A 13,323-nucleotide genomic window follows, 5' to 3' on the forward strand; every position below is an offset into this window, starting at 1 on the left:
AGAAACAGCAATCAAATTGTTTATTTTAACTTTGTTTCCAATGAAAAAAACAAAAATAATAATTGCTTTTTTAATCGTTTTAACTACATTTTCTTGTACAAAATCGAATGAACAAAAAGCTTTATTTTCTAAAGAAGCATTATCAGAAACACTATTGACAACAACTGAAAATCAAATTGCTTTTCAGGATATTCTAAAAAAATACAAGGGGAAAACGGTGTTGATTAAATTTTGGGCTTCCTGGTGTGGTGACTGTGTGAAGGCAATGCCAAAAATAAAAGAATTACAGGCAAAGCATCCGGAAGTAGCTTATATGTTTATTTCAATGGATACAACTGCTGATAAATGGAAAGCGGGAATTGAAAAATACAATCTCAATGGCGCTAATTTTATGGCAAATGATCAAATGAATGGGATTTTTGCAAAAGCAGTTGATTTAGATTGGATTCCGAGATATCTTATCGTTGATAAAACGGGTAAAATTGTTTTGTATCGCGCCATAGAAACTGATTTTGAACAAATTAATTTGGCTTTAAATCAATTAAAAAAAGAATAAATATTACTTAACAAAAAATAAAATTCAAATATAACACTACTAAAATGAGAAAAAAAATTGTAGCAGGAAACTGGAAAATGCACAAAAATGCAGCACAAACTAGCGAATTATTAAGTGAATTAATTGCAAAAGTACCTGCAAATACTACAGCACAAGTAATTGTTGCGCCAACATTTGTAAACTTGGCTGCAGCTGTAAATCAATTAAAAGGAACTAACATTAGTGTTGCTGCACAAAACGTACACCAAACTGAAAGCGGTGCTTTTACAGGAGAAATCTCTGCTGATATGTTAACTGGAGTTGGAGTAAACACTGTAATTTTAGGACACTCTGAGCGTAGAGCTATTTTCAATGAAACTGACGCTTTAATTGCTGATAAAGTAAATACAGCTTTAAAACATGACATGACTGTTATTTTCTGTTTTGGTGAAGAATTAAAAGACCGTCAATCTAATCAACATTTCAACGTTGTTGAAAATCAATTAAAAGACGGATTATTCCAAATTGATGCTAAATCTTGGGATAAAGTTGTTTTGGCTTACGAACCAGTTTGGGCTATTGGAACAGGTGAAACTGCTTCACCAGAACAAGCACAAGAAATGCACGAATTCATCAGAGAAACAGTTCTTAAAGCTTTCGGAAAAGAGATTGCTGAAAATGTAACTATTCTTTACGGAGGTTCTGTAAAACCGGATAATGCTAAAGAAATTTTCTCTAAACCAGACGTAGACGGTGGTCTTATTGGTGGAGCTGCTTTAAAAGCAGATGATTTTGTTGCGATTGTAACAGCTATCTAATACCCAAAATATTTTTCTAAAAATCCTCAATTACTAAAGTGATTGGGGATTTTTTGATTAAAAATCTAATTGTCGAATACTACTCCGCTTAGAAATACGTTACCAAAAGACAGAATTTTAAAAACTCATGGAATCTAAAGAACTAATCAACAAATCAGCTAAGAAAATTTGGCAAAAATGGTCCATTGCAATCCGGATAACTCCATTAATCATTCTACTTGCGTTACTCAAAATTCTCACTCATTATTTGGGTTGGGAAGTATTAGAATTAAATGCCCTTTTTACCAGTTTAGTGGCCGGTACCATATTCCTTATCGGATTTTTAATCAGTGGTGTATTATCCGATTATAAAGAAAGTGAAAAATTACCCAGCGAAATTTCAGCTTCTATGAAATCATTAGTTGATGATACTTATACCATTTACAAAACCAAAAATACCTTAACAGCTCTTGAATTTATAGAATTTCAAAAAATGTTTTGTAACTCTCTTATAAATTGGTTTTACAAAAAAGAAAAAACGAAAGTTATTTTGAAAAAAATCAGCGAAATGAACCATTTTTTTATCGAACTTGACAAAGAAGGTGTTCAAGCGGGTTATATCATTAAAATGAAAAATGAGCAAAACAATCTTCGAAAAATGATTCTACGAATTGATACCATAAGAGACACTAACTTTGTTGATTCAGCTTATACAATCTTGGAAGCAATGGGATTTTTAATAGGATGCTGTCTTTTGATTATCAAAATAGAACCATTTTATGCTTCTCTATTTTTTACATTAGTGGTAACCTTCTTAATTGCTTATATGTTTCTGTTAATTAAAGATTTGGACAATCCATTTGATTATTCGAGTAATGGCGAAAGCGGAACTGAAGTTTCTTTGAAACCAATTCATGATCTTAGAAAGCTACTTATTGATTTCATATAAAAGGTCTTTTTTAAAATTATTGCTTATAATTCCCAGCCAAAATATTTAGTTATCTTTGCCAAAAAAATCAATATGTCAAACATTTATATCGCCTACCATTTTAGCATTGAACCGAAAGAATTGGGTTCTGAAATTTTAATTGCCGAATTAGGCGAACTAGCATTCGAGAGTTTTACTGAAACCGAAAAAGGAATTTCAGCTTTTGTTCAAAAAGATTTATGGGACGAAATGATTCTTGAAAACGTAAATATATTGCACTCAGAAGAATTTGAAATTGATTATAGCTATGAAGAAATCGATCAGGTAAACTGGAATGAAGAATGGGAAAAGAATTTTGAGCCTATTGATGTAGATGGAAGATGTCACGTAAGAGCTCCTTTTCACCCGAAAACGGATGCTGAATTTGACATTTTGATTGAACCAAAAATGAGTTTTGGAACCGGACATCATGAAACTACTCACATGATGATCCAACATTTGTTAGAAATAGATGTTACCGAAATGAAAACTCTGGATATGGGTTGCGGAACTGCAATTCTTGCCATTCTTGCCGAAATGAAAGGCGCTCAACCTATTGATGCTATCGATATTGACAACTGGTGTTATTTGAATTCTATTGAAAATGCCGAACGTAACAACTGTAAAAACATAAGCGTTTATGAAGGAGATGCTTCTTTATTAAAAGGCAAAAAATACGATTTGATAATTGCAAACATCAACAGAAATATTTTGTTGAATGACATGCAAACCTATGTTGATTGCTTAAATCCAAAAGGGACTTTATTATTAAGTGGTTTTTATACTGAAGACATTCCTTTTATTGATGCTTCCTGTACCGAAAAAGGCTTAACTTATGTTAAAAAATTCGAAAGAAACAATTGGGTTTCACTAAAATACGTAAATTAGTACTCTACTAATTATCAAACAATTAAAGAGTAAACAAAGATTACTATGAGTACTATAGAAAAAGTTAGAGAAAGAGTTAGCGTACAAGAAGTCACAGCTAAAAACAACGAAATTATTGTCTATAATGACGATGTTAATACTTTTGATCATGTAATTGAAACCCTAATGCGCGTTTGTGAACATACGGCTGAACAAGCTGAACAATGTTCGTTAATTGTTCATTATAATGGAAAATGTACTGTTAAAACAGGCCCAATTGACAAATTGAAACCGCAATGCACACAGCTTTTAGAAGCAGGTTTAAGTGCTGAAATAATCTAATTAAACTACAAAATTTACCCATAAAAAAAGCATTCGCCGCGACGAATGCTTTTTTTATGGAATAAACATATTATTAATGAGGTAGCTTGTCTTTTAGAACACCATAAATAAAAGTTCCTATCAAAGCTCCCAGAAGCACTAAAATTACAGTTGTAAAACCTGCTCCTATTAATATAAATATAGGTCCCGGACAAGAACCAACTAATGCCCATCCTAATCCAAAAATCACTCCGCCTAAAAGATAACGAACGGTTGAAGATTCCTTGTCCGGAATACAAATAGGAGCTCCTGAATAATCTTTTAAATTGTATTTTTTTATAATTTGGATTCCAATGATTCCTGTCAAAACAGCAACCATAATGATTCCATACATGTGAAAAGATTGAAATTGAAACATTTCATAAATTCGATACCAGGAAACGGCCTCCGATTTGGTCAATACAATTCCAAAAATAAATCCAACCAAAATAAATTTTACTAATTTCATATTTAAATATTTATTGTTTTTTATAGGTAATACCTATCTGCCGACAGGCAGGTGTAATTCGCATACAATCATTAGTTTTTTGCAACCAATTTCAGTTTATGCTCATTTCATAACTTATACAATTAAAGGTAAAATAAAATGAGCCATAATTAATCCGCCAATAAAAAATCCAATTACTGCTTTTAAAGAAGGAAGTTGCAAATTGCTCAATCCTGAAATAGCGTGTCCTGAAGTACATCCACCGGCATAACGGGAGCCAAAACCAATTAAAATCCCGCCAATAATCAAAATCAAGATTGCCTTAGGAGATTCGAAAACATCTTTCGAAAACAAGGCATCGGGCATTAGTTTCCCCTGCGGAGCATCAATATTCATCATTTGAAGCTCTGCTATTGTTTTAGGATTTATCGACACATTAGAAGCATCGCTTAAATAATGAGTAGCCACAAAACCACCCAGCATAGCTCCTGCTACTACGGCAAGATTCCAACGCTGTGATTTCCAATCAAAACTAAAAAAAGCTACCTTTTTCCCTGCTCCGGCTAAACTGCATAAGGTTCTTAAATTAGAAGACATTCCGAAATATTTTCCAAAATAAATCAAACTAAGCATTATTAAGCCAATTATAAAACCCGAAATATACCATGACCAGGTATGATAAATCAATTCCATACTTATTTATTTTTTATGCAAAGTTAAATAGTAAATTTTCAATTGAATGTGAGAAATGTTACATTCGATAAAATTAGCCTTCTTCCTTCAAAAAAAAGCAAATTAGTAGCTCAAAATTTGAAGTTCTCAATATCTTTGTGAGACAATTAAATGAACCTCTGTTTCGAAATTAATTCAATTTTATGAAATCACAGTTAATAACTAATTTACGTAAACAAATAAAAGAAAATAAAAAGCTTATGCTCTTTATAATCTCTAAAAAAATAATTATTGCAATAGTCTTACTATTCTTAAGCAGTTCTTGTATCAGTACCAAATCGACCTTGAAAAATGTAGATGATAATGCTCCTGTTCTTAAATTAACCAAAGACAATACTTTTACAATTACCGAATATAGCAAAAACAAAAAATACGGCTATAATAAAGATTACCCAATCAATCTTTTTTATTACAACACTAACAATGAGCAATTAAACGAAGAACGTTTTTTGAATGCTTTGGCAGGACCTAAAGGAGAAAAAATCAGTTATACTAAATTAGAAACCTGCTGTCCATTTCCAACTAAAAGAAGTGCCATGGGAGCCGGATTTCTAAATAGTTACGAAATTCACTGGGATGGTCAAAAAAAGCCTGTTGTTTTATATCTCAACATCTATGAAAAAGGCGTATTAATGTGCCCAATGGGATTGAGCATTAGAAAAAACGAATAGCTATACTCTGGAATATTTTTGCTTATAGCCATAATTTAATCCCCCATTAAAATCTTCTAAATCAAAAATCATAACTACCTTTGCAATCATTAAAAATCACCTATGAACATACAAAATATCCCCCAAATTAAGCATACTGAAAGTGGTAATTTCTTTTTACTTTCAGGACCTTGCGCCATCGAAGGAGAAGAAATGGCAATGCGTATTGCTGAAAAAATTGTTGGCATTACTGATAAACTACAAATTCCTTACGTTTTTAAAGGTTCGTTCAAAAAAGCAAATCGCTCAAGAATTGATAGTTTCTCGGGAATTGGAGACGAAAAAGCACTGAAAATTTTAAGAAAAATATCTGAAACTTTTCATGTTCCCACTGTAACTGATATCCACACTAACGAAGATGCGGATATGGCTGCTCAATATGTGGATGTTTTACAAATTCCTGCCTTTTTAGTGCGTCAAACCGATTTAGTTGTGGCTGCAGCCAATACCGGAAAAACAGTCAACTTGAAAAAAGGACAATTCATGAGTCCTGAAAGTATGAAACATGCAGTACAAAAGGTGTTGGATTGTAACAATCAAAACGTAATGGTTACTGATCGCGGAACTATGTTTGGTTACCAGGATATGATTGTTGATTTTAGAGGAATCCCTACTATGCAACAATACGCTTCAACGGTACTTGACGTTACGCATTCATTACAACAACCTAATCAAACAGCCGGTGTAACTGGTGGTCGTCCTGATATGATTGAAACTGTTGCCAAAGCTGGAATTGCTGTAGGTGTTGATGGGATTTTTATTGAAACACACTTCGATCCGGCAAATGCTAAAAGTGATGGAGCAAATATGTTACACTTAGATTATTTTGAAGATCTAATGACAAAACTTGTCGCTATTAGAAAAACCATTAATACATTCTAATTTTTAAACTTTAACAATCACTCCGTGAAAAATTTATTTACTGCTGCATTTGTAGCATTCTTATTCACAAACTGCCTTAGTGCCCAGGAAGAAATAAAATTACAAGACAAATACACTGCTCACAACAAAGGGAAATTCTTTATTTCCTGGGGTGGTAACAGAGAAAGTTATACCAAATCAGATGTGACTTTTTCTGGTAAAGATTACAACTTTACTGTCGATAATATGACTGCCCACGACAAACCAAAAGGATGGCATGTGGATTATATTAATCCTGGACGAATGACAATTCCGCAAACTAACTTTAGAATGGGTTATTTTATTAATGATCATTACAGTATTGCTGTTGGTTGGGATCACATGAAGTATGTAATGACGCAAAGTCAAACTGCTAACGTAACTGGCTACATTAATTTACCTACTGATGAATCTGGATCTTTTTACAACAGAGTTTATAATAATACACCTGTAGATATGTCTCAAAATGGTGCTCAAGAAGGTGGTTTTGAGAAAGGTTCTACTCAGCCAGGTATTCCTGCTTTTTTAATGTACGAACACACGGATGGTTTAAACTACGTCAATACAGAATTTTCAAGACATGACGATATTTCAAAATGGTTTGGTTTGCCTAATACGGATAAAGTTCAAATTAATTTAACTGAAGGCTTAGGTATAGGACTTTTATACCCTAAAACAAATGCAACTGTTTTAGGAAAAGAACGTCATGACGATTTTCATGTTTCCGGATATGGAACTTCGGTAAAAGCAGGTTTAAATTTCACCTTCTTTAAACACTTCTATATTCAAGGCGAATTAAAAGGTGGATACATCAACATGCAGGATATTCGTACCACTCAAAGCACTGATGATAAAGCCTCTCAGGATTTCTTCTTTTTACAAAGAATTATTGCTTTTGGTGGGATATTCAAAATATAAATTTGACCAATTACTATTATTACAAAAGAGACTTATTGACTAATAAGTCTCTTTTTTAACACCCAAACACAACATTCAATCTATTTTATGAGTATTTTAGTGCCTTGAAATGCTTATTTATTTTAGAAAACTTTCCCCCAAGTCTTTTTAAAAAACCTATTTATTATTATACGCACATTATTTTAATAAATAACTATGACAAAAAACAGAGAAAATGGCATCGCTCAAGACTTTGAAATTTTCAGCAACTTTGAAAAGTTTTTCGACTTATCTGAGGATTTGTTTTGTATTGCCGGATTTGATGGTTATTTTAAAAGGATAAACCCTTCGGTCTCTAAACTTCTAGAGTATTCAAATGAAGAATTACTGGCAAAACCCATCAATGATTTTGTTTACAACACAGATAAAGAAAGAACAAATTTAGCTCGAAACGAACTCAAGAATAAAATTCCTTTATTTAGTTTCGAAAACAGATACCTAACTAAAAGCGGACATATAGTTTGGCTTTTATGGACCTCAATACCTGTTGAAGAAGAAAAATTAATCTATGCAGTAGCTAAAAATATTACTCACAAAAAACAATTAGAATTAGAAAGAACATTACATCTCAAAAAACTTACTGAAATCAACAACGAGTTCAAACAACTTAGTTATTCGACAGCACACGATTTGAGATCGCCTGTCAATAATATGCTTGCTATTTTTGAACTTATGGATATTGAAAATATCAAAAGTAAGGAAACCTTAGAATACATCAATATTCTAAAAAGCACTACAGACACCTTAAAAGAAAATTTAAATCAATACATTCGAATTTTAAACACTAAAAATCAAAATGATTCTCAGTTAGAAGAAATTGATTTAAAAAGCTCTTTAGATGAAGTTTTGATTTCTATCAATTCCTTAATACTAAATTCAAGAGCCACTATCAATATCGATTTTTCTAAAGTAGACAAGATTCATTTTAATAAATCTTATTTAAAAAGCATTTTTTTAAATTTGATTACCAATGCTATAAAATACTCAAAAACAAACACCTTACCTATCATATCAATCTGTTCGGAGAAACGAAACAACATTACCCAATTAATTATTTCTGACAACGGAATAGGATTTGATCTCGACAAAGTGAAAGATAAAGTTTTTGGATTGTATCAAACATTCAACGAACACAGCGACAGTAACGGTATAGGACTCTATTTAGTTTACAACCATGTAACAAGCCTTGGTGGGCAAATTTCCCTTGAAAGCGAAGTTAACAAAGGAGCAAAATTTACAATAACATTCAATAATTAGAAAAATTCAGAACTAAACATAGTATGAATAAAAAAAGAGGAGCAGCTGCTCCTCTTTTTTTATATAGAAAAAACTTAAATAATTATTTTAAACTAAAACTTGATTTAGAAACCAATTCTCCTTTATCGAAAACATTTACATAATAAGTCCCTGGTTCAAAATTTTTCCCTGGTAAATTTTCTGAAACCTGAACTGTTTTATTTTCATATTTTACAGTACTTGTAAAACTATAAGTCAAATCTTTGCCATCAAAAACTTCGCTTTTCTTTTCACCTAAAACATTGTTTTTGCTATCAATTACCTGCACATAATAAGTCTTATCTCCTGATTGTGCAATTTCATTACCTGCAATAGTAAAACTAATTTTAAGCATATTAGTTCTTCTGGCCTTTTCGGTTGCAATTTCTTTTCCTGAACTTCTCACCTTATAAGCTGAACTCTGGATATTCAAAACCGTTAACTTAGAACCTTTTTCAACAACTTTAGCCAATTCGCTATTTTGCCCTACCAAAGCTTCGTTATTTTTCTTAGACTCTGTTAAAACTACTGCTGTACTATCACGTTGCGATGTTAACTTAGTATTTTGTTTTTTCAAACCATCATTTTCAGCCATCATGGCTTTCATTTTGTTTTGTAAAAAATTAAGCTGTGTCTTGAAAGCAGAAACATCTCCTTTTGATTTTTTTACTTCAGCCATTAAGCTTACTACTTTATCTCTTTCCTGAATTAATTCGTCAGACATTGAAGTATTCTCGGCAATCGCAGCATCATAAGTTGTTTTTAATTGCTCCAAATCTTTCAATACCGATTCTTTTTCTGTTTCAGTTGTTTTTAAAACAGTTTGTACTTTATCTGTATCCGAAGATAATTTGAAGATATAAACTAAACTCCCAATTAATAAAACTGCTAATACAGCAATAACTGCCTTTAGACTTGAACTACTTTGCTTGTTTTCCATTTTTTTAACGTTTTTTCAATTTTAATAATACCAAATTTAACAATATATATTTAACATATAACGTAACTAAGGAAATTATATTATTTTTGGGAAAAAATTTTCTTTCTTTATGGAAAAATTTCTACCATTTACGATAAATGATCTAGCTAAAGTCACTAACCATAGAAGTGGAGAAATAAAATTTGGAGAAAAGATGCTCACGGTTCCTGTTGGAGCTAATCCTATTTCATACATCAAAAATACCGAAGCCAAATATGTTTTACTAGGAATCCCTGAAGATATTGGAATCAGAGCCAATTTTGGAAGACCTGGAGCGGCTTCAGCCTGGAATGAAGCCATTAAAAGCATTGCTAACATTCAGCATAATCGTTTTTGTAAAGGAAACCAAATCATCGTTTTAGGACAAATCAATGTCATAGAAGAGATGAAAGAAGTAGAAAACCTGGACTTTCACAATATTGATGACCGGGTTAAACTAAGTCAACTAGTCCAAAAAATAGACAAAGATGTTTCGCATATTATCTTTAGTATCGTTAAGCTTGGTAAAATTCCAATTATCATTGGTGGCGGACACAACAATGCTTATGGAAACATAAAGGGTACGGCACTTGCCAAAGGAAAACCCATAAACGCTATCAACTTTGATGCACATTCAGATTTTAGAATTTTAGAAGGGCGCCACAGCGGTAATGGTTTTTCGTATGCTTATGAAGAAGGTTTTTTGAAAAAATATTTTGTCTTTGGACTACATGAAAATTACACTTCAAAAAGTGTTTTAGATATCATAAAAAAAATCGAAGACAGGGTTCGTTTTAACACCTATGACAGTATCAATATTCGAAAAGAAAAGAATTTCAATCAAGAAATGACTTATGCCTTAGAGTTCATCAAAACGGACTCTTTCGGCATTGAAGTCGATTTAGATGCCATTCCCAATATTGCCAGTAGCGCCATGACTCTAAGCGGTTTTTCGGTAGAAGAATTGCGCCAATTTGTTTCTTTTTTTGCTAAAAATAAAAACGCCAGTTATTTACACATTTGCGAAGGCGCACCTGACTTAGATGTAGACAAAAACAACCACCTAATAGGAAAACTCATTGGCTACCTCGTTACCGATTTTATAAAATCAAACTCCAATAAAAATCTTTAAAAAAGATAAGTTCCTTATTTATATCCACTGAATACAAGCAATAAATTAGCATCAAGAATAATAATACTATCTTTGCACCGCTTATCGCTGTAACTATTACAGGGTAATTAATATCAAACTTATGTTATTCGAAGATTTATCACTTTCAAAAAGTATCCAAAAAGCCGTATTTGAAGAAGGCTATACTAATCCTACTCCTATTCAGGAACAAGCTATCCCGCTAATATTAGCCGGAAATGATTTAATAGGTTGTGCACAAACAGGAACTGGAAAAACGGCAGCTTTTGCTATTCCAATAATCCATCAGTTGCACCGCATTGTAGGCTCTTCAAAAAAGCCAAAACAAATTCGCGCCTTAGTAGTTACACCTACAAGAGAATTGGCTGTACAAATAGGGCAAAGTTTTGATACTTATGCTAAATATACCAATCTTACACAATTGACCATTTTTGGTGGTGTTTCCCAAAATCCGCAAGTAGACACACTTAAAAATGGTGTTGATATTTTAATTGCCACACCGGGACGATTATTGGATTTACACAAACAAGGATTCATTGATTTAGACCATTTACATACCTTAGTTTTAGACGAAGCCGATCAAATGCTGGATATGGGATTTGTAAACGATGTAAAGAAAATTGTAAAGTTGACGCCTAAAAACAGACAAACTTTATTCTTCTCGGCTACCATGCCAATCGCCATCAGAGAATTAGCCGAGATGTTTTTGACTGATCCTGAAACAGTAACGGTTTCGCCTGTTTCGTCTACTGCCGAAAATGTAGAACAACGCATTTATTTTGTCGAAAAAGGCGAAAAAAGAAATCTTTTATACAGTTTGCTCCAAAACGAGAATCTTAGCGATGTATTGGTATTTTCAAGAACGAAACACGGAGCGGATAATGTGGTGAAAGCTTTACGCAAAAAGAATATCGCCGCCGAAGCCATTCACGGAGACAAATCGCAAAATGCAAGACAAAGAGTTCTGGATGCTTTTAAAAACAAAGAAGTAGGCGTTCTTGTAGCCACTGATATTGCTGCCCGCGGAATTGATATTGACCAATTACCTTATGTAATCAATTTTGATTTACCTAATATCCCTGAAACTTATGTACATCGTATAGGAAGAACAGGACGCGCCGGAAATGGCGGAATTGCCATCTCTTTTTGTAGTAAAGACGAACACGGCTACTGGAAAGACATTCAAAAATTAATCAAGGTAGATGTAAAAACTATTAGTGATCATCCTTATCCTTGGCATGCTGGGAGTCCAGACGCAAAAGAAGAAAAACCCAAAAATTCAAACAGAAGTGGCGCTGCTCACAAATCGAGAAAGTCTAGTGCTTCTAAACAAAATAAAAAACGTTGGTATTAACCAACGTTTTTTATTTTCCCTCTTTATAACATTAATCTTCATTTACATCTTCCCATTTCCCTACAACAGATGTCGCCAAAGCATTACCTAAAACATTGGTTGCAGTTCTGAACATGTCACAAAAATGATCAATTGGAAGAATCAACGCTATTCCTTCAACAGGAATATCAAACATTCCGCAAGTTGCCGCTACAATAACCAAACTCGCTCTGGGAACTCCGGCAATCCCTTTACTGGTAAGCATTAACACTAAGAGCATTACCATCTGCGTTCCTAAATCTAAATGGATTCCGTAAGCCTGGGCTATAAATAAACTGGCAAAAGTCATGTACATCATACTCCCATCGAGATTAAATGAATATCCCAACGGCAACATAAAAGAAACTATTTTATCTTTCACACCAAATCGTTCCAGTTCCTCTGTTAATTTAGGAAATACGGCTTCACTACTAGTGGTACCAAATGCAATAATCAAAGGACTAATGATATGCCTCAATAGTATTTTCATTCTTTTTTGAAGAAAAATAAAACCGATTAATAATAGAAAAGTCCATAATGATGCAATGCCTACCAAAAATGAACTGAAGTATTTCACATAAGTAATAATCAAATCATTCAGATCCTTTATAGCAAAAACTCCTGCAATAGCACCAAAAACCCCAAGCGGAGCAAATTTCATCACATAATTTACCATTTTCAAAATGATATGTGAAGTTTTATCCAATGCACTAATAACGGGTTTGGCAAAACTACCTATCGAAGCAGCAGCCAATCCAAAGAAAACAGAAAAAATAACAATTTGCAGAATTTCATTATTTCCCATAGCTTCAAAAATACTTTTGGGAATAATATGCTCAATAAAATTTTGAGCAGAGAAATGTTGTGTTTTTTCGGTTACCTCAGAAGCAGAAGCCACATCAACATTTGACAAATTAAGTCCAACACCCGGTTTTAAAACGTTAACCCAAAACATTCCTATCAACAGCGAAATAAAAGAAGCACTAAAAAACCACGCTAAAGCTTTACCGCCAATTCTCCCCACTGTTTTAATGTCGCCTAATTTTGCAATTCCTACCACCAAAGTTGTAAAAACCAAGGGGGAGATAATCATTTGTACCAAACGAATGAAAACTGTCGCCAGAATTTTGATTGTATCGCTAAACTCTTTGGCAAAAGCCACATCACAATTATTATGAACAACAATTCCTAAAGTTGCTCCAAATAGCATCGCAATGAGAATTTGGAAAGTAAGATTTTCTAAAAATGATGGTTTTGAAGTTTTGTTTTGCGTCATTTTATCTGGCTTTAAAGTT

At 32.9% G+C, this 13,323-nt stretch carries 15 protein-coding genes; 11 read left to right on the forward strand and 4 right to left on the reverse strand.

Annotation, left to right across the window (positions count from 1 at the left end; genetic code table 11):
* The first annotated feature begins 40 nt into the window (after nt 1-40).
* From EOD40_RS14255 to EOD40_RS14275, 5 genes are all read left to right on the forward strand, one after another.
* Nucleotides 41-556, forward strand: coding sequence for a TlpA family protein disulfide reductase (locus EOD40_RS14255; protein WP_128196658.1), 516 nt, complete (start codon nt 41-43; stop codon nt 554-556).
* Between the two features lie 44 nt (nt 557-600).
* On the forward strand, nt 601-1,353 hold the full coding sequence (tpiA, locus tag EOD40_RS14260; RefSeq protein ID WP_128196660.1) for a triose-phosphate isomerase: 753 nt from the start codon (nt 601-603) through the stop codon (nt 1,351-1,353).
* A gap of 127 nt (nt 1,354-1,480) precedes the next feature.
* Nucleotides 1,481-2,281: a hypothetical protein gene (locus EOD40_RS14265; RefSeq protein ID WP_128196662.1), complete on the forward strand. Its 801-nt coding sequence runs from the start codon at nt 1,481-1,483 to the stop codon at nt 2,279-2,281.
* 72 nt (nt 2,282-2,353) lie between these two features.
* A complete protein-coding gene (gene prmA / locus EOD40_RS14270; RefSeq protein ID WP_128196664.1) occupies nt 2,354-3,187 on the forward strand; it encodes a 50S ribosomal protein L11 methyltransferase in 834 nt (277 codons plus the stop codon).
* A 45-nt stretch (nt 3,188-3,232) separates the two neighbouring features.
* On the forward strand, nt 3,233-3,508 hold the full coding sequence (locus EOD40_RS14275; protein WP_128196666.1) for an ATP-dependent Clp protease adaptor ClpS: 276 nt from the start codon (nt 3,233-3,235) through the stop codon (nt 3,506-3,508).
* Between the two features lie 73 nt (nt 3,509-3,581).
* Here EOD40_RS14275 and EOD40_RS14280 read toward each other — a convergent pair whose 3' ends face one another.
* Together EOD40_RS14280 and EOD40_RS14285 are read right to left on the reverse strand one after the other, a co-directional pair.
* Nucleotides 3,582-3,995 (reverse strand): DUF6691 family protein, encoded by a 414-nt coding sequence (locus tag EOD40_RS14280; protein WP_128196668.1) that lies wholly within the window; start codon nt 3,993-3,995, stop codon nt 3,582-3,584.
* 114 nt (nt 3,996-4,109) lie between these two features.
* On the reverse strand, nt 4,110-4,667 hold the full coding sequence (locus EOD40_RS14285) for a YeeE/YedE family protein (protein WP_128196669.1): 558 nt from the start codon (nt 4,665-4,667) through the stop codon (nt 4,110-4,112).
* 239 nt (nt 4,668-4,906) lie between these two features.
* Here EOD40_RS14285 and EOD40_RS14290 point away from each other — a divergent pair, with 239 nt between their 5' ends.
* The 4 genes from EOD40_RS14290 (at nt 4,907) to EOD40_RS14305 (ending at nt 8,530) form a co-directional block, all read left to right on the forward strand.
* Complete coding sequence (locus EOD40_RS14290) at nt 4,907-5,377, forward strand: 2-dehydro-3-deoxyphosphooctonate aldolase (protein WP_128196671.1); 471 nt, start codon at nt 4,907-4,909, stop codon at nt 5,375-5,377.
* A 102-nt stretch (nt 5,378-5,479) separates the two neighbouring features.
* Entirely contained in the window at nt 5,480-6,298 is an 819-nt protein-coding gene (kdsA, locus tag EOD40_RS14295; RefSeq protein ID WP_128196673.1) for a 3-deoxy-8-phosphooctulonate synthase, read from the forward strand.
* A gap of 24 nt (nt 6,299-6,322) precedes the next feature.
* Nucleotides 6,323-7,234, forward strand: a complete 912-nt coding sequence (locus EOD40_RS14300) for a hypothetical protein (protein ID WP_128196675.1) — start codon at nt 6,323-6,325, stop codon at nt 7,232-7,234.
* A gap of 195 nt (nt 7,235-7,429) precedes the next feature.
* Nucleotides 7,430-8,530 carry a PAS domain-containing sensor histidine kinase gene (locus EOD40_RS14305; RefSeq protein ID WP_128196676.1) on the forward strand — a complete coding sequence of 367 codons (1,101 nt, stop codon included), beginning with the start codon at nt 7,430-7,432 and terminating at the stop codon, nt 8,528-8,530.
* 82 nt (nt 8,531-8,612) lie between these two features.
* On the opposite strand, the gene EOD40_RS14310 is transcribed toward EOD40_RS14305, so the two are convergent.
* The gene (locus EOD40_RS14310) at nt 8,613-9,488 is read right to left on the reverse strand and encodes a hypothetical protein (RefSeq protein ID WP_128196678.1); all 876 of its coding nucleotides are present in this window, start codon (nt 9,486-9,488) and stop codon (nt 8,613-8,615) included.
* A 109-nt stretch (nt 9,489-9,597) separates the two neighbouring features.
* On the opposite strand from EOD40_RS14310, the gene EOD40_RS14315 reads away from it, so the two are divergent.
* Nucleotides 9,598-10,638 (forward strand): formimidoylglutamase, encoded by a 1,041-nt coding sequence (locus EOD40_RS14315; RefSeq protein WP_128196680.1) that lies wholly within the window; start codon nt 9,598-9,600, stop codon nt 10,636-10,638.
* 121 nt (nt 10,639-10,759) lie between these two features.
* Nucleotides 10,760-12,010: a DEAD/DEAH box helicase gene (locus EOD40_RS14320; protein WP_128196682.1), complete on the forward strand. Its 1,251-nt coding sequence runs from the start codon at nt 10,760-10,762 to the stop codon at nt 12,008-12,010.
* 31 nt (nt 12,011-12,041) lie between these two features.
* On the opposite strand, the gene EOD40_RS14325 is transcribed toward EOD40_RS14320, so the two are convergent.
* Nucleotides 12,042-13,304 carry a dicarboxylate/amino acid:cation symporter gene (locus EOD40_RS14325; RefSeq protein WP_128196684.1) on the reverse strand — a complete coding sequence of 421 codons (1,263 nt, stop codon included), beginning with the start codon at nt 13,302-13,304 and terminating at the stop codon, nt 12,042-12,044.
* Nucleotides 13,305-13,323 lie beyond the last annotated feature (19 nt).

Origin of the sequence: Flavobacterium sufflavum, from assembly GCF_004016525.1 — a bacterium.
Classification (GTDB): domain Bacteria; phylum Bacteroidota; class Bacteroidia; order Flavobacteriales; family Flavobacteriaceae; genus Flavobacterium; species Flavobacterium sufflavum.